Origin of the sequence: Agrobacterium sp. Azo12 (assembly GCF_029193765.2) — a bacterium.
Lineage (GTDB): Bacteria > Pseudomonadota > Alphaproteobacteria > Rhizobiales > Rhizobiaceae > Agrobacterium.
Map to the genome: position 1 here is coordinate 356,102 of NZ_JARFYO020000001.1, position 18,899 is coordinate 375,000.

The following is an 18,899-nucleotide window of genomic DNA, read 5'->3' on the forward strand; positions in this document are numbered from 1 at the left end:
TTCAATGGTTATGCCTGCAACAAAAGGAAATTGCTCATGGAGGAGCTTGGAATTCGTAATCCTGCTAATGGAGTATCCGAGCTTGGTCTGGCTGGTGCGTCCAACGTCAAGTACAATCTCATCGAGAGCGAACTTTACGAAGAAGCAATCCGCAATGGTGAAGCCGATGTCACCGCTGATGGCGCATTGCGTGCAGTGACCGGCCAACACACAGGTCGTTCGCCAAAGGACAAGTTTGTTGTCCGCGACGCGGCGACGGAAAACACCATCTGGTGGGATAACAACAAGCCACTGTCTCCTGAAAAGTTCGAAATCCTGCACAAGGACATGCTGGCCCACGCTGCCGGCAAGACACTTTATGTACAGGATCTGCTGGGCGGTGCCGACGAAGACAACGTCCTTCCGGTTCGTGTTGTAACCGAACTGGCCTGGCATGCGCTTTTCATCCGCAACCTTCTGATCCGCCCGCTGCGTGAAAAGCTGGGTTCTTTCAAGCAGAAGCTGACCATCATCAACCTGCCAAGCTTCAAGGCTGATCCAGAGCGTCACGGCGTCCGCACCGAAACGGTGATTGCTTGCGATCTGACCAATGGTCTGGTGTTGATCGGCGGCACGTCCTATGCCGGTGAAAACAAGAAGTCGGTGTTCACTGTTCTCAACTACCTGCTGCCTGCCAAGGGCGTTATGCCAATGCACTGCTCGGCCAATGTTGGCCCGGCAGGTGATTCGGCCGTCTTCTTCGGCCTGTCCGGCACCGGCAAGACCACGCTGTCTGCAGATCCGTCGCGTACGCTGATCGGTGATGACGAGCATGGTTGGGGTGAAGATGGTATCTTCAACTTCGAAGGCGGTTGCTACGCCAAGGCAATCAAGCTTTCTGCAGAAGCAGAGCCGGAAATCTACGCGGCGACCCGTCGTTTCGGCACGGTTCTGGAAAATGTCGTACTGGACGAAAACCGCGTTCCGGATTTCAACGACAATTCGCTGACCGAGAACACACGTAGCGCTTACCCGCTGCACTTTATCCCAAATGCGTCGGAAACCGGTATTGCCGGCCACCCGAAAACCATTATCATGCTGACAGCAGATGCCTTTGGCGTTCTGCCGCCAATTGCCCGTCTGACACCTGAGCAGGCCATGTACCACTTCCTGTCCGGTTACACCGCCAAGGTCGCTGGTACAGAAAAGGGCGTGACTGAGCCGGAAGCAACATTCTCGACCTGCTTCGGCGCACCATTCATGCCACGTCATCCTGCGGAATACGGTAACCTGCTGCGTGACCTGATCAGCCGCCACCAGGTGGATTGCTGGCTCGTCAACACCGGCTGGACCGGTGGTGCTTACGGCATTGGCAAGCGTATGCCGATCAAGGCAACCCGCGCACTGCTGACAGCGGCTTTGACAGGTGAGCTGAAAAACGCCCAGTTCCGCACGGACGCAAACTTCGGTTTCGCTGTGCCGACTTCGCTGGAAGGCGTCGACAGCGCCATTCTCGACCCGCGCTCGACTTGGGCTGATGGCGTTGCTTACGACGCACAGGCCAAGAAGCTGGTTTCGATGTTCGTGACCAATTTCACAAAGTTCGAGGATCACGTCGACAGCAAGGTGCGCGATGCGGCTCCTGGCCTGAAGATCGCTGCAGAATAACAAGTGGATGCAGGTGTTGCGTCTGGAAGGACGCGGCACACTGTAGTTTGGATTCACGTGAAACCCCGGCGAGATATCGCCGGGGTTTCTTTATGCGATGTTTCCCTTTGCATGTGCCTGATCGTCGCAAACTGGCCGGGTCGGGCCTTTCACTAGGCTCTCCCGGTTTTCATTTCTGTCGATCTGTGGCATGACGCGCACCGGAGAAAACCGCCCATGGCCAGTGAACCACTTTTTGTCAGCAATCGAATAACGATTTCCGGATGGGAACTGACGGAACAATTCGTGCTGGCGGGTGGGCCGGGTGGCCAGAACGTCAACAAGGTTTCCACCGCCGTTCAACTGTTTTTCAGCGTTGAAACCTCTCCCGCCCTGACTGATCGCGTCAAGACAAACCTCAAGCAATTAGCGGGCCGTCGTCTCTCAAAAGAAGGCGTGTTGATGATTGAAGCCAGCCGCTTCCGCAGCCAGGAGCGCAATCGGGAAGATGCACGTGATCGGTTGAAGGAGTTGATTCTTGAGGCGGCCAAACCACCACCGCCAGTGCGCAAAGCCACCAAACCCACAAAAGGGTCGGTTGAGCGTCGTCTGAAAGAGAAATCCGGACGCTCTGAAGTCAAAAAGATGCGCGGCCGCCCAATCGGTGATTGAAACTGCCATCACAAAACATGCTTGTATTTTGATCAGGCTTACAGTTCTTTAGTGTTTCCGAACATGAGAGGAAATCACCATGGGATTGTTCAGCTTTATCAAGAATGCCGGGAAAAAACTGGGCCTTGGAGGAGATGAAGAGGCTCCGGATGCCGAAGCTGTTAAAAAGGAGCTGGCATCGCACAATCTCGGCACCGACAAGGTGCAGGTAGATGTGGTTGACGACAAGATCGTACTGAAGGGCGAAGTGGCCGATCAGTCCGCCTTTGAAAAGGCCGTTATCGCGGTTGGCAATACACTCGGCGTGTCCAAGGTGGAGGCCGGTGAACTGAAAGTGGCTGCGGCACCTGCGAAGGAGCCAGTCTTCTACACGGTTAAAAAAGGCGATAATCTCTGGAAGATTGCCGAAGCCCAATACGGCAAAGGCAAGGGCGCCAAGAACAATATTATTTTCGAAGCCAACAAGCCGATGCTGACCCATCCGGATAAGATCTATCCGGGTCAGGTGCTGCGCATTCCGGCCCTGGACGAATAAACGCATTTCAAAAAAATGGATACAAAAACGCCGCAGATTTCTAGTCTGCGGCGCTTTAGATTTGTGCGGTGATCAAAGCTTTCTTAGCGCCACCGTATCGATCAGATGATTATTGCCCTTGCGCAGAATGAGGTCCGCACGCGGCCGGGTCGGCACGATATTCTGGCGCAGGTTCTTCAGATTGATATTGGCCCAAAGTCCCTCGGCAATCTGCAAGGCCTCTTCTTCACTGATCGAGGCATAACGATTGAAGAAGGAGTTGGGGTCGCGGAACGCGGTCTTGCGCAGGTTCATAAACCGGTTGACGTACCAGTTATGGATCTGGTGTTCGTCTGCATCGATATAAATTGAGAAGTCGAAGAAATCCGAAACGATGGGCACGATACGGCCACCCGCGGGCAAATCCCGCGACTGCAGCACATTGATGCCTTCGAAAATCAAAATGTCCGGCTGGTCGATGACCGAATATTCATTTGGCAGGACATCATAGACCAGGTGCGAATAACGTGGCGCCTTGACCTCTGCCTGTCCCGCCTTGATGGCAGACAGGAACCGCAACAATGCACCGATATCGTAGCTTTCGGGAAATCCCTTGCGCTCCATCAGGCCTTCGCGTTTCAAGACAGCGTTTGGATAGAGAAAACCGTCCGTGGTGATCAGATCCACCTTTGGGCTGGAAGGCCAGCGTGCCAGCAGTTCTTTCAATATACGGGCGGTGGTGGATTTTCCGACCGCAACCGAACCGGCAATGCCGATGACGAAAGGCGTCTTGTTGACATCGGACATGTTGAGGAAGCGGTTGCGCTGTTCGAACAGCAGTTGCGATGCTTCAACATGGGATGACAGAAGGCGCGATAGCGAAAGATAGATACGCCGCACCTCATCGAGATCGATCGGGTCATCGAGTGAACGTAACCGGCTGACCTCGTCGGCCGTCAGTGTCATCGGCGTATCGGCGCGGAACTTCGCCCATTCTTCCGAAGAGAAGAAATGGTAAGGCGAATAATCATCGGCTCGGAAATGGTCGAGTGTACTGGTCGTCGGCATGCGCCTCTCCTCTGCGTGCCCGGCTTGATCAAGCCGTGGGACGCGACGCCTTTTCCTGAAGACCGGTCTGCGCCGTGCGGCGCTCCAGTTCCTCCATCACTTCCGTGAGCGGAATATCGGCAATCTTCAACACCACAAGCAGGTGGTAGAGAAGATCGGCGCTTTCCTTGGTCAGTTCAGTGCGGTCATTGGAAATGGCGGCAATCACGGTTTCCACCGCTTCCTCGCCCAGTTTCTTGGCTGCACGCGGCTGGCCTGCCGCAAAAAGTTTGGCCGTCCATGATTCGTCCGGTGACGCCGCAGCGCGCGCAGCCACGATACGTTCCAGATCGGCAAGGGAAAAACCACTCATGATGTGTTCCTGAGGCTTATATCAGTCCAGACGCATGGCAATGCCATGGTTGGCCATATACTGTTTGGCTTCGCTAATGGAATAGAGACCAAAGTGGAAGATGGAAGCGGCGAGAACGGCAGTTGCGTGACCATCACGAACACCAGCTACCAGATCATCGAGGTTTCCAACGCCACCGGACGCGATAACCGGTACGCGAACCGCGTCGGCAATCGTGCGTGTCAGCGCAATGTCGTAACCGCTCTTGGTACCATCCCGGTCCATGGACGTGATGAGCAGCTCGCCAGCGCCGCGTTCCACCATCTTGATGGCGAATTCAACGGCATCGATGCCGGTCGTCTGGCGACCGCCATGGGTGAAAATTTCCCAACGGTCAGTTTCACCCGGAGCCGAAACCTTCTTGGCGTCAATCGAAACGACGATGCACTGGTTGCCGAATTTGTCTGCAGCCTGTGCCACAAAATCCGGATCCTTCACCGCTGCGGAATTGATCGACACCTTATCGGCGCCACACAACAGCAGCTTACGGATGTCGGCAACCGCACGAACGCCACCACCCACGGTTAACGGCATGAAACAGTGATCGGCAGTACGGGAGACAACGTCAAAAATGGTGTCGCGATTGTCCGATGAGGCGGTGATGTCGAGGAAACAAAGTTCATCGGCACCGGCGGCGTCATACGCTTTTGCCGCTTCGACAGGATCGCCAGCATCGATCAGATCAACAAAGTTGACGCCTTTCACAACGCGACCGTCCTTGACATCAAGGCAGGGTATGACACGGGCTTTGAGGCTCATGCGCGTGCCTCCTTGATCAGCGCCAATGCTTGCGCTGGATCAATGCGGCCATCATAAAGCGCGCGACCGGAAATCGCGCCCTCGAGTTTGGCTGCGTCCGGTTCCAGCATACGTTTGACATCATCAATCGAAGCGAGACCACCCGAGGCGATCACCGGAATGGAAACGGCACCGGCCAGCTCCAACGTGGATGGCCAGTTGATACCGGTCAGAATTCCGTCACGGTCAATGTCGGTATAGATGATTGCGGCAACGCCAGCGCCTTCAAAACGCTTGGCAAGTTCAATCACACCAAGTTCTGAGGCTTCCGCCCAACCTTCGACAGCCACCTTGCCACCCTTGGCATCAATGCCGACGGCAACCTGTCCCGGAAATCGTTTGCAGGCCTCGATGACAAGCATCGGATCACGCACAGCGACGGTGCCGAGAATAACGCGAGCCAGCCCGCGCGACAGCCACGCCTCAATATGGTCCAGCGTACGGATGCCGCCACCAAGCTGCACAGGATTCTTGGTCGCCTTCAAGATGGCATCTACCGCTGCACCATTGACGCTTTCGCCGACAAAGGCGCCGTTCAGATCCACCACATGCAGCCATTCAAAGCCTTGATCTTCAAAGGCCTTAGCCTGAGCGGCAGGGTCTGGATTGTAAACGGTGGCCTGGTCCATATCGCCGAGTTTCAGGCGTACGCACTGGCCGTCTTTAAGGTCGATTGCGGGAAAAAGGATCATGTCAGGGCTTCCAGCGCAGGAAATTGGAAATAAGGGCGAGGCCAAGCGTCTGGCTTTTTTCAGGATGGAACTGTGCTCCGGCCATGTTGTCGCGGCCAACAAATGCAGTCATCGCCCCGCCGTAATTGGTGGTGGCGATAACGTCATCATGGTTCGTCGCTGCCAGATGGTAGGAATGCACGAAATAGGCATGCAGACCGTCTTTTCCGGTTTTGATGTCGTTAAACAAGGGGTGAGGGTGCTTCACATCAAGCGTATTCCAACCGATCTGCGGAATTTTCAGGGTCTTGTCGTCAGGTGTCATTTCAACGACGTCGCCCTTGATCCAGCCAAGCCCTTCAGAGGTGGTTTTCTCAAGACCGCGCGAGGACATCAGCTGCATGCCAACACAGATGCCAAGAAACGGCCGTGCCTTGTGTTCGACAACGTCCTTCAATGCCTCCAACATACCAGGAACGGCGTTGAGGCCGGCGCGACAATCCGCGTAGGCGCCGACGCCGGGCAGCACAACACGGTCAGCTTTCGCCACAACGTCTGCCTTGTCAGTCAGTTCGATTGTGGCGGCAATGCCAGCTTCACTTGCGGCCCGTTCAAAAGCCTTGGTGGCCGAGCGCAGATTGCCCGAACCGTAGTCGATGATTGCCACACGCATGTCAGCGCCTTCCACTGAAATCGAACTGGAACAGTCCGGCTGCATCACTGTCTGCAAGGCGGGAGACACCCTGCGATGAGGTTTTCCATTCCGGTTTTACAACAGCCGTCTCTGGCGACGGCTCGTCTGCAGCCATGGAAAAATGAATGTTTTCGGCAGTTGCCAGATCGGGAGCGACGATAATGTCCTTCGTTTCCCAACCCTTGGCGGTCAGATGTCGAATAAGCAGGTTTCGACCCTCAAAACCGGTCAGCAGAGCAAGGGTCAGCGCGCAGAGAGCACCCGCGACCTCAAATCCGCTGACTGTAGACAGGGCACCGGCGAGGATCTGGACCACAATGGCAAGGACCGCAAACAGCCACAGGCGGTTCGCACCAAGCCATATCCACGGCACGATAAAACCAAGCCAGGAAAAGCGGTCGGCAACGAACCGGGGCGAAAGCCCTTGTGGATCGGCTCCATCGGGCGCTTCAAGAACGAGATAGCTTGTCATGGCTTTCCTGAAAAATTTCAGAGCGGCTGAAAGGCGTCTTGCCTTCCTGCCTGCTCAGACATTCAGGCCAGCATGCCCTTGGTAGAGGGTACGCGACCTGCCTGCCGTGGATCGATTTCCGTTGCGGTGCGCAGCACGCGGGCAACGGCCTTGAAGCATGTTTCGGCGATATGATGGTTGTTAGCGCCGTAGTGGTTGAGAATATGCAGGGTTATACCGGCGTTCTGTGCCAGTGCCTGGAAGAACTCACGCACCAACTCGGTGTCGAACGTGCCTATTTTCGGCGCGGAAAAATTGACGTTCCACACGAGGAATGGCCGCCCGGAGATATCGACAGCCGCTTTGGTCATGGTTTCATCCATGGCAAGGTCAAGCGAGGCATAGCGCGTGATACCGCGGCGATCTCCCAGTGCCTTGGCAATGGCCTGGCCAATGGCAATGCCGGTGTCCTCGACCGTATGGTGATCGTCGATATGCAGGTCACCCTGTACCTCGATTTCCATATCGATCAGCGAATGGCGGGCAAGCTGGTCCAGCATGTGGTCAAAAAAGCCGACGCCAGTCGAAATTTTTGATTGTCCGGTCCCGTCGACATTTACGCGCACCGATACCGATGTCTCGTTGGTCTTGCGGGAAATCTCACCCTTACGCTCTGCCATTCTGGCTGCTCCATGCAAATGATGGCCGTTCCTTATCAGCAAGATCGGCAAATATCCAGAAGTTACATCACCTTGTCATATAGTGGCCTGTGTTGACATTGTCAGCATGATTGCAATCGCCAAAAGCCTCCTTACATAGACGCTTGGAAAGGGCCACGTCGGTCCGATTGTAACGTGCCCATCGAGGGTAGACAGGTGTTTGATGACAACGATTATAACGGTTCGTAAGGGCGGTAAGGTCGTAATCGCCGGTGACGGCCAGGTCAGTCTCGGCCAAACGGTTATGAAGGGCAATGCCCGCAAGGTACGCCGCATCGGTAAGGGTGAAGTTGTCGCCGGATTTGCCGGTGCGACGGCCGATGCCTTTACGCTGCTCGATCGACTTGAAAAGAAACTGGAACAATATCCAGGCCAGCTGATGCGTGCAGCGGTTGAGCTTGCCAAAGACTGGCGCACGGATAAGTATCTGCGTAATCTTGAAGCCATGATGATTGTCGCTGACAAGAGCATAACACTGGCCATAACCGGCAATGGTGACGTGCTGGAACCGGAACATGGCACAATGGCCATCGGTTCGGGCGGAAATTATGCGTTTGCCGCGGCTCGCGCCATGATGGATTCTGACAAGAATGCGGAAGACATTGCTCGCCGCGCGCTCGATATTGCTGCTGATATTTGCGTTTATACCAACCATAGTTTTGTAATCGAAACTCTCGATTCCGATAACTGAATCCGGCTACGAAGGCCGTGAGGTAAAATTCATGACAACTTTTTCTCCCCGCGAAATCGTCTCGGAACTTGACCGTTACATCATTGGCCAACACGAGGCGAAGCGCGCTGTAGCGATTGCCCTGCGCAATCGCTGGCGTCGTCAGCAGCTCGATGAGAGCCTGCGCGACGAAGTAATGCCGAAGAATATTTTGATGATTGGACCAACCGGTGTCGGCAAGACGGAAATCTCCCGTCGCCTTGCCAAACTGGCGGGTGCTCCGTTCATCAAGGTCGAAGCGACAAAATTTACCGAAGTTGGTTACGTCGGTCGCGACGTCGAGCAGATCATCCGCGATCTGGTTGAGATCGGCATCGGTCTGGTTCGTGAAAAGAAACGCGCCGAGGTGCAGGCCAAGGCACATGACAGTGCTGAAGAGCGCGTTCTCGATGCGCTGGTTGGAACCACAGCGTCGCCTGCCACGCGTGAAAGCTTCCGCAAGAAGCTGCGTGATGGTGAACTGGACGACAAGGAAATCGATATCGAGATTGCGGATAGCGGAGCGGGCATGCCCGGCTTCGACATTCCCGGCATGCCGGGCGCCAATATTGGCGTTCTGAACCTGTCTGAAATGTTCGGCAAGGCTATGGGCGGCAAATCGAAGAAAGTCCGCACCACGGTTTCGAAATCCTATCCTGAGTTGATCCGTGACGAATCTGACAAGCTGATCGACAATGAAGTCATCCAGCGTGAAGCTGTACGATCTGTTGAAAATGACGGTATCGTCTTCCTCGACGAAATCGACAAGATCGCGGCGCGTGATGGCGGCATGGGTGCCGGTGTGTCGCGCGAAGGCGTGCAGCGAGACCTTCTGCCATTGGTGGAAGGCACCACGGTGTCGACCAAATATGGTCCGGTAAAAACCGACCATATCCTGTTCATCGCGTCGGGCGCATTCCATGTGGCCAAACCTTCGGATCTTCTTCCGGAACTTCAGGGCCGTCTGCCGATCCGCGTGGAATTGAAGGCGCTGTCCAAGGACGATTTCCGTCGTATCCTGACGGAGCCGGAAGCAAGCCTCATCCGCCAGTACAAGGCTCTGATGAAGACTGAAGAGCTTGATCTCGATTTCTCCGAAGACGCGATTGATGCACTGGCCGATGTGGCGGTCCACCTCAACTCAACCGTGGAGAATATCGGCGCACGTCGTCTGCAAACGGTGATGGAGCGGGTTCTAGACGACATCTCCTATAATGCACCGGACCGTGGCGGCTCCGCAGTCAACATCGACAGCGAATATGTTCGCAAGCATGTTGGCGACATTGCCGCTGACACCGATCTGTCCCGCTATATTCTGTAAAAAGAACCATCGTTACTGCAATATTCGGTGATAAGGTCTGCTTTTCCTCGACATCCAGCCTCTCTTTTCTGTAAGGGGAGGCTGGAATTTGTTTGGGAACTCCTTTTACGGAGCAGCGTGCAGATGTAACCACTCTGGAGGAGAGGGAAGCATCTCAGGGAAGAATGAGGCATCCGGTCTTGCGCCATACAATTGTGACACTCGCCGCCGCACTGCTGATGACGGCTTTTTCGACTGCAGCAGCTGATGCTGCCACGCTTGTTCCTGCGGGTAACCGCAATGCGGCACAGCCGGGTGTACCAGGTGCATCGGCGCGACGCACGAAAGCCAGCAATTCAAGTTACGAGAGAAAATACCAGAAGGTCATCGATCTCCTGTCCAGCGACAAGCAGCTTATCGGTAAGATCAAGTCGACAGCCGGTCGCTACGGCATCGACCCCATTCACATGATCGGTGCGATTGTCGGCGAACATACCTATAATGTCGACGCCTACGACCGCTTGCAGTCCTATTACGTCAAGGCAGCATCCTACGCTGGCAGTAGTTTCCGCTTCGGTTATGAAGACGAAACCATTGCCCAGTTCATTGCAAAACCTGAATTTGCCAACTGTTCGCCAAACTCGGATGCTTACCGTCTGTGGTCGTGCCGGGAAAATGTCTGGGAAAAAAGCTTCCGTGGCCGCAAGGTTGGTGGAAAATCCTATCCGGACAATCGTTTTAGTGCCGTATTTTTCCAGCCCTTTTATGCAGGTCAGACCTTTGGTTTGGGCCAGATGAACCCGCTGACAGCTCTGATGCTGACTGACATGGTTTCCAAAACATCCGGCTATGAAAAGCTGGATGAAAACGACGCTGCGGCGGTTTACAAGGCGATTATGGATCCTGATCGCTCGCTTGCCTTCATGGCTGCGTCGATCCGCAAATCAATTGACGATTACAAGTCCATTGCAAACATGGATATTTCTGACAATCCCGGTCTGACATCGACGCTCTATAATGTCGGTGGCTCCACACAGCGTGCCGGAGCTTTGGCCGCGCGCAATCGCGCCCGTGCTGCCGCAGGTGATGGGCCAGCCTGGCCGGAAGAAAACTATTACGGCTGGTTGGTCAACGACCGCATCGAAGACCTCAAAAAATTGCTGTAAGCCATCAGGCTTGGATCTGCCCAAGGCCTATTTTGTTATTGATCTTGAAGGATTTGTTCCCAGACGGAACAGATCCTTCTTACTTTTGTGTGATTGACTAAAAATATCCTGCTGGCAATGTGGCAACCAAACACCAAAAGTTTTGGAGAGCCCTGTATGACCTTCGTTGAAAAGCACGGACTATCTGTAGACGCAAAGCTGCACGACTTTCTGACCACAGAAGTCCTGCCTGAAACCGGACTTGATGCCGATGCGTTTTTTGCCGGTTTTTCCGAAATCGTGCACGACCTTTCGCCGAAGAATCGCGCTCTGTTGGAAAAGCGTGACGCGTTTCAGGCTAAACTTGATGACTGGTACCGGCAGAACGGTGCACCTGTAGATCTTGCTATCTACGAGCAATTTCTCCGCGATATCGGTTACATCCAGCCGGAGGGCGGTGCCTTCACCATTTCGACTCATAATGTCGATCAGGAAATCGCGCAGATCGCTGGCCCGCAGCTTGTCGTTCCGGTCATGAATGCCCGTTACGCGCTGAATGCTGCCAATGCCCGCTGGGGTTCGCTGTACGACGCGCTTTATGGCACGGATGCCATTCCTGAAACCGACGGTGCCGAAAAGACCGAAGGCTACAATCCCAAGCGCGGTGACAAGGTCATTGCGTGGGTACGAGCATTTCTCAATGACGCGTTTCCGCTTGTTGATGGTGACTGGACCGCTATCAACGCCTTGCGGGTCAACAACGGAACATTGGAAATCGCCTCATCCAGTGGCGTGACAGGCCTCAAAAATCCTGCGCAGTTTGCCGGCTACAAAGGGGAGGCGGCGCAGGCTTCCGCTATTCTGCTGGTCAATCATGGTGTGCATATCGAAATTGTCATCGACCCAACAACTGCGATTGGCAAAAGCGATGCTGCCGGCATCTCGGATGTGATTGCCGAATCGGCGCTGACAACCATCATGGACTGCGAAGATTCCATCGCCGCTGTGGATGCTGCTGACAAGGTTGAAGTCTATCGGAACTGGCTTGGCCTGATGCGCGGTGATCTCAAGGAAAACGTGACCAAGGCTGGCAAGACATTTACCCGCACGCTGAACCCCGATCGTGACTACACGGCCCATGATGGTTCAGCACTGACACTGCCTGGTCGTTCGATGATGTTGATCCGCAATGTCGGCCACCTAATGACCAACCCGGCTATTCTTGACCGTAACGGTAACGAGGTGCCCGAAGGCATCATGGATGGTGTCATCACTGCTTTGATTGCGCTTTATGACATTGGCCCCGGTGGTCGCTACAAGAACTCGCGTGCCGGTTCGATGTATGTCGTGAAGCCCAAGATGCATGGCCCTGAAGAAGTGGCCTTCGCCTGCGAAATCTTCTCGCGTGTTGAGGTTTTGGTTGGCATGAAACTCAACACCATGAAAATGGGCGTTATGGATGAGGAGCGCCGTACCACGGTCAATCTCAAGGAGTGCATTCGCGCGGCAAAGGACCGTGTTGTGTTTATCAATACCGGTTTTCTTGATCGCACCGGTGACGAAATGCACACCTCCATGGAAGCGGGTCCAATGATCCGCAAGGGCGACATGAAGCAGGCGGCCTGGATTGCAGCCTACGAAAACTGGAATGTCGACATCGGTCTGGAATGTGGATTGTCCGGTCATGCGCAGATCGGCAAGGGCATGTGGGCCATGCCGGACCTGATGGCCGCGATGCTGGAGCAGAAGATCGCCCATCCAAAGGCTGGCGCAAACACCGCTTGGGTACCTTCACCGACTGCGGCGACACTCCATGCAACCCATTACCACAAGATCGATGTTGCCGCCGTCCAGCAGGGGCTTAAAAGCCGCCCACGCGCCAAGCTGGGCGATATTCTCTCGGTACCTGTCGCCAGCCGTCCAAACTGGTCTGCTGAAGACATCCAGCGCGAATTGGATAACAACGCCCAGGGAATTTTGGGCTACGTCGTGCGTTGGGTTGATCAGGGTGTTGGTTGTTCCAAGGTTCCTGACATCAACAATGTTGGCCTGATGGAAGATCGTGCGACCCTGCGCATCTCTGCGCAACACATGGCCAACTGGCTACATCACGGTATCGCCAGTCGTCAGCAGATGGTTGAAACAATGCAGCGAATGGCAGCTGTGGTCGATGGTCAGAATGCCGGCGATGCTGCGTACACACCGATGGCCGGAAATTTTGACGATTCCGTTGCTTTCCAGGCAGCACTGGAACTGGTGCTGGAGGGCCGTATGCAGCCAAACGGTTATACTGAACCGGTTCTGCACCGCCGTCGCCAAGAGTTGAAGGCAAAGCTGGCAGGCTGATATATCCCCTCAGGTCTGTCACGAGGCGAGACAGCGTCGTGACAGACATTGTCATGAACTGCGGCGCTGGGCTGCAACGATCCGGGTTTCTTCCCAGGCAAGCTTTTTCCCGGATAAAGAGGACAATTCCAGCCGCGAAACCGGATGATTTGTATTGGTCTCCACCAGTGTGGAGCGAGGTTCGTCGGCTTGGTAGAGGTGGTCTTCACCCCATTGTCGCAACGAGACAATAACTAGAAAAAGTCGTCTCCCTTTTTCAGTCAGCACATATTCCTGATAGGCACTGCCATCAGAGGCTGGGGCCAGCGCTAGTACGCCCGCCTCAACAAGATCGCGCAACCGCGTTGTCAGCATACCCTTGGCAATACCGAGGTTCTGCTGAAACTGGCTGAATCGACTGATGCCATCAAATGCATCGCGAATGATAAGCAAGGACCACCAGTCACCGATCGCGTCCAGCGTCCGCGCGACTGGACACTCCGCTTCGCGAAAACTCTTCCGTTTCATCTGCTTTGTTCCACGTTAACGCGCTTCTTGGCGGCTATCTGCCAAATCTGGTTCTAAAATAGAACTGGAATGCGAATGTGACAAGTGGTCTTGTTATAAGACTAGAAAGGAAACATGTTCATGGAAACGCCAGTCAATCTTGCCCCATTCCACCCCGATGCACCACACGTCCAAAGCCTTCCACCCGCCAGCCTGTCTGGCTGGATCATTCTGATCTTTGCTTTGACCTGTGGTCTCAGTGTCGCGAATATCTATTATGCCCAGCCATTGCTCGATGTCATGGCGGCTGACTTTGGTATTGAGCCCGCATCAATTGGACTTGTCGTCACGCTGACGCATGTCGGTTACATCGCAGGGCTTCTGCTCATCGTGCCGGCTGGTGATCTGATCGACCGCCGTAAGCTTATCATCTGCCAAATCCTTCTGTCCGCGGTGGCGTTGATGATTGTTGCAACAGCCCAGCATGTCGCCATTCTCTTCGTCGGAATGATCTGTGTCGGACTTCTTGCTGTTGTCGTGCAGGTCATCGTGGCTTTTACCGCGACGTTGGCGGCTCCCAGACAACAGGGACACGCCATTGGCCTTGTGACGGGCGGGGTAGTGATAGGCATTCTTGCTGCCCGGTTTGTCTCCGGTGTACTCGCTGATTTCGGCGGCTGGCGCACCGTTTATATGGTGTCCGCATTTTTGATGCTGATCATGGGTCTGGTGCTTGCCCGTGTCCTGCCGGGCGGAGCGCCGTCCACCGCACGGACAGGCAGCTATTGGGCAATCGTAAAATCCATACCAGCATTGTTTCTGCGAGAGCGTATTCTGCGCGAGCGAGGCATCCTGGCTTTTCTCATTTTTGCAGGTTTTAGCACCTTATGGACCGCAATGGTGTTGCCACTGAGTATTACTCCTTTTTCGCTATCACACACCAGCATAGGGCTGTTTGGTATTGCTGGCCTGGCGGGTGCACTTGCTGCCAGCGGAGCCGGAAATCTTGCCGATCGTGGTCATGCTAACCGGGTAACGGGCCTGTCGCTCCTTTTGCTCAGCCTTTCATGGTTGCTGGTCGGCCTTTTGCCCGCGTCTTTGCTGCTTTTTGTCGTAGGTGTGGTGTTGCTTGATTTCGCAATTCAGGCAGTCCATGTGACCAATCAGAGTGTGATCTTTACGGCTCGCCCAGATGCGCGCAGTCGTCTGGTTGGCGGTTACATGGTGTTCTATTCGACAGGAAGTGCAGTAGGAGCCATCTCGTCAACCACCGCCTATGCCCAATTTGGCTGGACGGGCGTATCGATGCTCGGTGCAGCATTCAGCCTGTCCGCCGTGTTATTCTGGATTTCTTCAAGCGTCATGCGACAGCACAACATCTGAGCAAACAAAAAAGCCGCCAGGACGTTCTCCGGCGGCTTTTGTGATTTTGGTCGTTTGCGTGACCTTACTGGATCACGATAACCTTGGAGGTACGGCCTGGACGAACACGGCTGTAAAGATCGATCACATCCTGATTGATCATACGGATGCAGCCGGAGGACGCAGCCGTGCCGATCGAAGCCCATTCTGGCGAACCATGGATACGGAACAGTGTGTCCTGACCCTTTTCGTTAAACAGGTACATGGCGCGTGCGCCGAGCGGGTTTCTGAGACCAGGACCCATGCCCTTTTCAACGTACTGGGCAATATCAGGCTTGCGTACAGCCATTTCCTTTGGCGGGTGCCACATTGGCCATTCCTGCTTCCAGGCAACATAGGCTTCGCCCGCCCATGCAAAACCCTGCTTGCCAACGCCAATGCCGTAACGAACAGCGCGATTGCCGGACATGACGTAATACAGGAAACGCTCGCGGGTGTTGACGATGATCGTGCCCGGCTTTTCCTGTGTCTGGAACTCAACGATCTGGCGACGGAACTTTTCGTTCACACGCTCGATCGGAATTGCTGGCAGTGCGTAACCGGCGTCGGTGACCGGACCATAAACATCGTTGAAAATCTGAACGGTTTCAACGCGGGCAGGGGCAGCTACGGGAGCAACCTCGTTCTTCGAAACTTCAGAACTCGTAGAAGCACAACCGGTAATGGCAAGCGTTGCTGTCAGACCGAATGCAGTCAAAATAGTGCGAATGCGCATGATGTTCTCGCGGAAAATGACGCTGGTGATGGGGAAGGTTGAACCACCTTTGTCAGCAGCTTATTTTCCATTAGACTGGGCTTTGCAAGGCATTGCGTTGCAGCATCACGCTATGCAGCGATTAATTGTGACGGGATGGCCTTTTTGCAACATTTCACAGGGCTTTGATATGACCATCGTTTCATTTGGTGCCGGTAACCCGCTGGTCGACGGGCGGCAATCTGAAAAGGCCATGCTGGTGCGACGTGGCGTGCAGCGTTTGTTGCATGAGATGCGCCATGCTGTGTTGCCAGAATTGCCGCTTGCCAATGGCCGACGCGCGGACTTGATCAGCCTGTCCATGAAAGGCGAGATCTGGATCATCGAGATCAAATCATCGATTGAAGATTTTCGTGTCGATCGCAAATGGCCGGAATATCGCTTGTTTTGCGACAGGCTGTTTTTTGCAACCCATAATGAAGTGCCGCTTGATATCTTTCCGCCTGACTGTGGTCTGATTGTTTCGGACGGGTACTCGGCGCATATGTTGCGCGAGGCACCGGAACACAAGTTAGTACCCGCGCGGCGTAAGGCGATCACTCTCGACTTCTCAAGAACGGCGGCGCGCCGACTGATGCTCGCCGAATGGCAAACCGGTCAAACCTTCGGGGAGTGACCGGTCAGCGTCCTCACTTAGGGGCTCTTTTGGCCAGAATACGCTGCAGGGTGCGGCGGTGCATATTCAAACGACGGGCTGTTTCCGACACGTTGCGTTCACACATCTCGTAGACGCGCTGAATGTGCTCCCAGCGTACCCGGTCCGCAGACATCGGATTTTCCGGCAGTTCCTTTTTCTCACCGGCACGCTGCGTCAACGCATTGAAGACATCGTCAGCATCGGCAGGTTTGGCCAGGTAATCCAGTGCACCCAGCTTAACGGCTGTAACGGCGGTGGCAATGTTGCCATAACCTGTCAGCACGACGATCTGTGTATCGTCGCGGTTCTGACGAATGGATTCGATGACTTCCAGACCATTGCCATCCGTCAGGCGCAAATCGACCACCGCGTATTTCGGAGGCATGATTTTCGACTTGGCAATGCCTTCACTCACCGTCTCGGCCGTATCGACAACAAATCCTCTTGTTTCCATGGCGCGTGCCAGACGGCGCAAAAACGGACCGTCATCATCAACGATCAGTAGGGTCTTGTCAGGCCCGATATGGTCTTCAGTTGATTGGTCTGCGCCACTTAAAGCTGTGGTTTGGGTTTCGTTGCTCATGCCCCGGCCTCCCGGCTATTTCTGTCTTTATAGGTGATAATTGTTATGGCCCTTAGCGGCCTTGGCGTAAAGTCATTTCGCCCTGATGTCATCCATGATGCTGCGCGGCCAGACCACTTTGACGCGTGCGCCTGTCGTGTCGGATCGGTTTTCGAAAGTCAGCGTGGCACCGGAACGTTCCAGCAGGGTTTTGGCAATAAAAAGCCCGAGGCCCAATCCGCCAGCGCGCGCCATGTTCTGGCGTTTGGTCACGTAGGGATCACCGATACGCACCAGAATGTCCGGGGCGTAACCCTGGCCATCATCTTCAATGGTAATGCGCACCTGCTGGGCGTTGTGTTCAACAGTGATGATCACCGATTTGCTGGCGTAGTCGACGGCGTTTTCGATCAGGTTGCCCAGACCGTACAGTATGCCAGCGTTACGGGATCCGACAGGCTCTCCATCCCGTCCATTGATGTCGACCAGATTGATCTTGATGCCAAACTCGCGGTGCGGCGCGATCACCTCCTCCATTAACGAGGAGAGAGGCAGACGACGCATATGTTCTTCGCCGTCAGCAGAAAGGGAAGTCAGCCGCTTCAGAATGTCACGGCAACGTTCGCTCTGGCTGCGCAGCAGCGAGACATCCTCGCCAAACCGCTCATCCTTACCAAGCTCGCGTTCCATTTCCTTCGCGACCACACTAATCGTGGCAAGTGGTGTGCCCAATTCATGGGCTGCGGCCGCAGCAAGGCCATCAAGCTGCGACAGATGTTTTTCGCGTTCCAGCACCAGTTCCGTGGCCGCCAGTGCATTGGCAAGCTGATTGGCTTCATTGGAAACCCGGTAGGCGTAGAAGGCGGTAAACAGCATCATAGCAATGATCGAGCACCACATGCCGACCTGCATGATCGGTTGGATCGGCAATGGCTCACCCGGATACCAAGGTACGGGATAGGGGGAGAATGCAATAATTGCCGAGCAGACAAGTGCAACACCCAACAGCACTTGCGAATAACGCAGCGGCTGCGAGGCAAATGCAATGATAACCGGAACGGAAATTAGTGGGCTGAACGGGTTGGAGAGACCGCCGGTGATGTAAAGAAGCGCTGTCAGCTGCAGAAGGTCAAATGCAAGTAGCAAAGTGGCCGAACGCGGCTCAAGTCGGTGTGTCGATGGGAAGCGGGCAGTCAGAACAAGATTGGCGGCCGCCAATGCTGCGACGAGAAGGATGCACGGCACCAAAGGCAGTGGGAACTTCAGCACCAATTCCACCAGCAGCAGTGTTGCACTCTGCCCGGCTACTGCTAGCCAGCGTAAACGCACAATTGTTTGCAAACGTATCTGGCGGCTGAACCGGTCAAGCTGGGTATTTTCGATTGGCTGAACGGCCATGCCAGTCTCCTTCATGCTATTCACGTCAGACTTTATTGTCTTGTCGCGGGCATAGCGGTCAAAACTCTTGGTACCGACCGGGAGGGACACAGGTCTTGCGACACGTGATCAGGTGCCGCGTGGCTTTGCACGGTTGGTCGGCGCGGCATCTGCGGGATTTTCTGGCCAAGGGTGTCGCGGGTAACGGCCACGCATGTCAGCGCGTACATCTCTCCACGAACCGGACCAGAACCCTGGTAGGTCGCGTGTCGTCTGTATGGGGCGATGCGCAGGCGAGGTCAATTCCAACAGGAGCGGTAATTTGCCGCCTGCAACAGCAGGATGTGTCTTGAGGCCAAACAATTCCTGCACCCGTATGACCAGCAATGGCTCTTCACCGTCATAATGTACCTGATGTCGTTGACCCGTAGGAGCTTCGAAATGGGTTGGCGCAAGTCGGGGAAGATCGCGGTCCAACCCATGCGGTAGAAGTGACATCAACCCGTCAAACAACGTCCCGGGTTTGACGTCGGAAAGACCTTTGCAGTCGCTCTGAA

21 protein-coding genes (1 of these 21 cut by a window edge) are annotated in these 18,899 nt (G+C 54.8%); 9 read left to right on the plus strand and 12 right to left on the minus strand.

Features of this window, described 5'->3' with window-relative positions:
- Positions 1 to 36 precede the first annotated feature (36 nt).
- From PYL13_RS01530 to lysM, 3 genes are all read left to right on the plus strand, one after another.
- The gene (locus PYL13_RS01530; protein ID WP_250984117.1) at positions 37 to 1,647 is read left to right on the plus strand and encodes a phosphoenolpyruvate carboxykinase; all 1,611 of its coding nucleotides are present in this window, start codon (positions 37 to 39) and stop codon (positions 1,645 to 1,647) included.
- Between the two features lie 216 nt (positions 1,648 to 1,863).
- Positions 1,864 to 2,298, plus strand: coding sequence for an alternative ribosome rescue aminoacyl-tRNA hydrolase ArfB (gene arfB / locus PYL13_RS01535; RefSeq protein WP_250984116.1), 435 nt, complete (start codon positions 1,864 to 1,866; stop codon positions 2,296 to 2,298).
- 79 nt (positions 2,299 to 2,377) lie between these two features.
- On the plus strand, positions 2,378 to 2,833 hold the full coding sequence (lysM, locus tag PYL13_RS01540) for a peptidoglycan-binding protein LysM (RefSeq protein WP_192490625.1): 456 nt from the start codon (positions 2,378 to 2,380) through the stop codon (positions 2,831 to 2,833).
- Between the two features lie 72 nt (positions 2,834 to 2,905).
- Here lysM and coaA read toward each other — a convergent pair whose 3' ends face one another.
- The 7 genes from coaA to hisB all read right to left on the minus strand — a co-directional run bounded on the left by coaA (position 2,906) and on the right by hisB (position 7,565).
- Positions 2,906 to 3,880 (minus strand): type I pantothenate kinase, encoded by a 975-nt coding sequence (gene coaA, locus PYL13_RS01545; protein ID WP_250984115.1) that lies wholly within the window; start codon positions 3,878 to 3,880, stop codon positions 2,906 to 2,908.
- Between the two features lie 28 nt (positions 3,881 to 3,908).
- On the minus strand, positions 3,909 to 4,232 hold the full coding sequence (locus PYL13_RS01550) for a phosphoribosyl-ATP diphosphatase (RefSeq protein ID WP_250984114.1): 324 nt from the start codon (positions 4,230 to 4,232) through the stop codon (positions 3,909 to 3,911).
- 21 nt (positions 4,233 to 4,253) lie between these two features.
- Positions 4,254 to 5,030 carry an imidazole glycerol phosphate synthase subunit HisF gene (gene hisF, locus PYL13_RS01555; RefSeq protein ID WP_259148919.1) on the minus strand — a complete coding sequence of 259 codons (777 nt, stop codon included), beginning with the start codon at positions 5,028 to 5,030 and terminating at the stop codon, positions 4,254 to 4,256.
- Positions 5,027 to 5,761: a 1-(5-phosphoribosyl)-5-[(5-phosphoribosylamino)methylideneamino]imidazole-4-carboxamide isomerase gene (gene hisA, locus PYL13_RS01560; protein ID WP_275643457.1), complete on the minus strand. Its 735-nt coding sequence runs from the start codon at positions 5,759 to 5,761 to the stop codon at positions 5,027 to 5,029. The genes hisF and hisA overlap by 4 nt, the downstream gene beginning before the upstream one ends.
- A 1-nt stretch (position 5,762) precedes the next feature.
- Complete coding sequence (hisH, locus tag PYL13_RS01565; protein WP_250984111.1) at positions 5,763 to 6,413, minus strand: imidazole glycerol phosphate synthase subunit HisH; 651 nt, start codon at positions 6,411 to 6,413, stop codon at positions 5,763 to 5,765.
- Between the two features lies 1 nt (position 6,414).
- Complete coding sequence (locus PYL13_RS01570; RefSeq protein ID WP_275643458.1) at positions 6,415 to 6,906, minus strand: DUF2628 domain-containing protein; 492 nt, start codon at positions 6,904 to 6,906, stop codon at positions 6,415 to 6,417.
- A gap of 62 nt (positions 6,907 to 6,968) precedes the next feature.
- Positions 6,969 to 7,565: an imidazoleglycerol-phosphate dehydratase HisB gene (gene hisB / locus PYL13_RS01575; protein ID WP_192490632.1), complete on the minus strand. Its 597-nt coding sequence runs from the start codon at positions 7,563 to 7,565 to the stop codon at positions 6,969 to 6,971.
- A 202-nt stretch (positions 7,566 to 7,767) separates the two neighbouring features.
- Between hisB and hslV the strand changes: the two genes are divergently transcribed.
- From hslV to PYL13_RS01595, 4 genes are all read left to right on the plus strand, one after another.
- The gene (hslV, locus tag PYL13_RS01580; protein WP_275643459.1) at positions 7,768 to 8,295 is read left to right on the plus strand and encodes an ATP-dependent protease subunit HslV; all 528 of its coding nucleotides are present in this window, start codon (positions 7,768 to 7,770) and stop codon (positions 8,293 to 8,295) included.
- A gap of 31 nt (positions 8,296 to 8,326) precedes the next feature.
- The gene (gene hslU, locus PYL13_RS01585; protein ID WP_250984107.1) at positions 8,327 to 9,634 is read left to right on the plus strand and encodes an ATP-dependent protease ATPase subunit HslU; all 1,308 of its coding nucleotides are present in this window, start codon (positions 8,327 to 8,329) and stop codon (positions 9,632 to 9,634) included.
- Between the two features lie 179 nt (positions 9,635 to 9,813).
- A complete protein-coding gene (locus PYL13_RS01590; RefSeq protein ID WP_275643460.1) occupies positions 9,814 to 10,779 on the plus strand; it encodes a DUF1402 family protein in 966 nt (321 codons plus the stop codon).
- 156 nt (positions 10,780 to 10,935) lie between these two features.
- Positions 10,936 to 13,104, plus strand: a complete 2,169-nt coding sequence (locus tag PYL13_RS01595) for a malate synthase G (RefSeq protein ID WP_275643461.1) — start codon at positions 10,936 to 10,938, stop codon at positions 13,102 to 13,104.
- Between the two features lie 51 nt (positions 13,105 to 13,155).
- Here PYL13_RS01595 and PYL13_RS01600 read toward each other — a convergent pair whose 3' ends face one another.
- The gene (locus PYL13_RS01600; protein WP_259148914.1) at positions 13,156 to 13,611 is read right to left on the minus strand and encodes a winged helix-turn-helix transcriptional regulator; all 456 of its coding nucleotides are present in this window, start codon (positions 13,609 to 13,611) and stop codon (positions 13,156 to 13,158) included.
- Positions 13,612 to 13,731: 120 nt separating this feature from the next.
- On the opposite strand from PYL13_RS01600, the gene PYL13_RS01605 reads away from it, so the two are divergent.
- Complete coding sequence (locus PYL13_RS01605; RefSeq protein WP_275643462.1) at positions 13,732 to 14,973, plus strand: MFS transporter; 1,242 nt, start codon at positions 13,732 to 13,734, stop codon at positions 14,971 to 14,973.
- Positions 14,974 to 15,037: 64 nt separating this feature from the next.
- Here PYL13_RS01605 and PYL13_RS01610 read toward each other — a convergent pair whose 3' ends face one another.
- Positions 15,038 to 15,727, minus strand: coding sequence for a L,D-transpeptidase (locus PYL13_RS01610; RefSeq protein ID WP_275643463.1), 690 nt, complete (start codon positions 15,725 to 15,727; stop codon positions 15,038 to 15,040).
- A 169-nt stretch (positions 15,728 to 15,896) separates the two neighbouring features.
- On the opposite strand from PYL13_RS01610, the gene PYL13_RS01615 reads away from it, so the two are divergent.
- Positions 15,897 to 16,382, plus strand: a complete 486-nt coding sequence (locus tag PYL13_RS01615; protein ID WP_275643476.1) for an MmcB family DNA repair protein — start codon at positions 15,897 to 15,899, stop codon at positions 16,380 to 16,382.
- 13 nt (positions 16,383 to 16,395) lie between these two features.
- Here PYL13_RS01615 and PYL13_RS01620 read toward each other — a convergent pair whose 3' ends face one another.
- The 3 genes from PYL13_RS01620 to hrpB all read right to left on the minus strand — a co-directional run.
- Positions 16,396 to 16,986 carry an ActR/PrrA/RegA family redox response regulator transcription factor gene (locus tag PYL13_RS01620; RefSeq protein ID WP_275643464.1) on the minus strand — a complete coding sequence of 197 codons (591 nt, stop codon included), beginning with the start codon at positions 16,984 to 16,986 and terminating at the stop codon, positions 16,396 to 16,398.
- A gap of 72 nt (positions 16,987 to 17,058) precedes the next feature.
- Entirely contained in the window at positions 17,059 to 18,363 is a 1,305-nt protein-coding gene (locus PYL13_RS01625; protein WP_259148910.1) for an ActS/PrrB/RegB family redox-sensitive histidine kinase, read from the minus strand.
- 108 nt (positions 18,364 to 18,471) lie between these two features.
- Positions 18,472 to 18,899, minus strand: partial view of an ATP-dependent helicase HrpB gene (gene hrpB, locus PYL13_RS01630; RefSeq protein ID WP_275643465.1) — the final stretch only. Its footprint extends 2,062 nt past the window's final position; only the last 428 of its 2,490 coding nucleotides appear in the window; the start codon falls outside the window, past its right edge; it ends in the stop codon at positions 18,472 to 18,474.

Coding starts and splice junctions, on each gene's coding strand:
- PYL13_RS01605 (WP_275643462.1), top strand. CDS start 13,732: ATGGAAACGCCAGTCAATCTTGCCCCATTCCACCCCGATGCACCACAC.
- PYL13_RS01615 (WP_275643476.1), top strand. CDS start 15,897: ATGACCATCGTTTCATTTGGTGCCGGTAACCCGCTGGTCGACGGGCGG.
- hisB (WP_192490632.1), bottom strand. CDS start 7,565: ATGGCAGAGCGTAAGGGTGAGATTTCCCGCAAGACCAACGAGACATCG.
- hisF (WP_259148919.1), bottom strand. CDS start 5,030: ATGAGCCTCAAAGCCCGTGTCATACCCTGCCTTGATGTCAAGGACGGT.
- PYL13_RS01600 (WP_259148914.1), bottom strand. CDS start 13,611: ATGAAACGGAAGAGTTTTCGCGAAGCGGAGTGTCCAGTCGCGCGGACG.
- PYL13_RS01530 (WP_250984117.1), top strand. CDS start 37: ATGGAGGAGCTTGGAATTCGTAATCCTGCTAATGGAGTATCCGAGCTT.
- PYL13_RS01550 (WP_250984114.1), bottom strand. CDS start 4,232: ATGAGTGGTTTTTCCCTTGCCGATCTGGAACGTATCGTGGCTGCGCGC.
- lysM (WP_192490625.1), top strand. CDS start 2,378: ATGGGATTGTTCAGCTTTATCAAGAATGCCGGGAAAAAACTGGGCCTT.
- PYL13_RS01595 (WP_275643461.1), top strand. CDS start 10,936: ATGACCTTCGTTGAAAAGCACGGACTATCTGTAGACGCAAAGCTGCAC.
- arfB (WP_250984116.1), top strand. CDS start 1,864: ATGGCCAGTGAACCACTTTTTGTCAGCAATCGAATAACGATTTCCGGA.
- hisA (WP_275643457.1), bottom strand. CDS start 5,761: ATGATCCTTTTTCCCGCAATCGACCTTAAAGACGGCCAGTGCGTACGC.
- PYL13_RS01570 (WP_275643458.1), bottom strand. CDS start 6,906: ATGACAAGCTATCTCGTTCTTGAAGCGCCCGATGGAGCCGATCCACAA.
- PYL13_RS01610 (WP_275643463.1), bottom strand. CDS start 15,727: ATGCGCATTCGCACTATTTTGACTGCATTCGGTCTGACAGCAACGCTT.
- PYL13_RS01620 (WP_275643464.1), bottom strand. CDS start 16,986: ATGAGCAACGAAACCCAAACCACAGCTTTAAGTGGCGCAGACCAATCA.
- coaA (WP_250984115.1), bottom strand. CDS start 3,880: ATGCCGACGACCAGTACACTCGACCATTTCCGAGCCGATGATTATTCG.
- hisH (WP_250984111.1), bottom strand. CDS start 6,413: ATGCGTGTGGCAATCATCGACTACGGTTCGGGCAATCTGCGCTCGGCC.
- hslV (WP_275643459.1), top strand. CDS start 7,768: ATGACAACGATTATAACGGTTCGTAAGGGCGGTAAGGTCGTAATCGCC.
- hslU (WP_250984107.1), top strand. CDS start 8,327: ATGACAACTTTTTCTCCCCGCGAAATCGTCTCGGAACTTGACCGTTAC.
- PYL13_RS01625 (WP_259148910.1), bottom strand. CDS start 18,363: ATGGCCGTTCAGCCAATCGAAAATACCCAGCTTGACCGGTTCAGCCGC.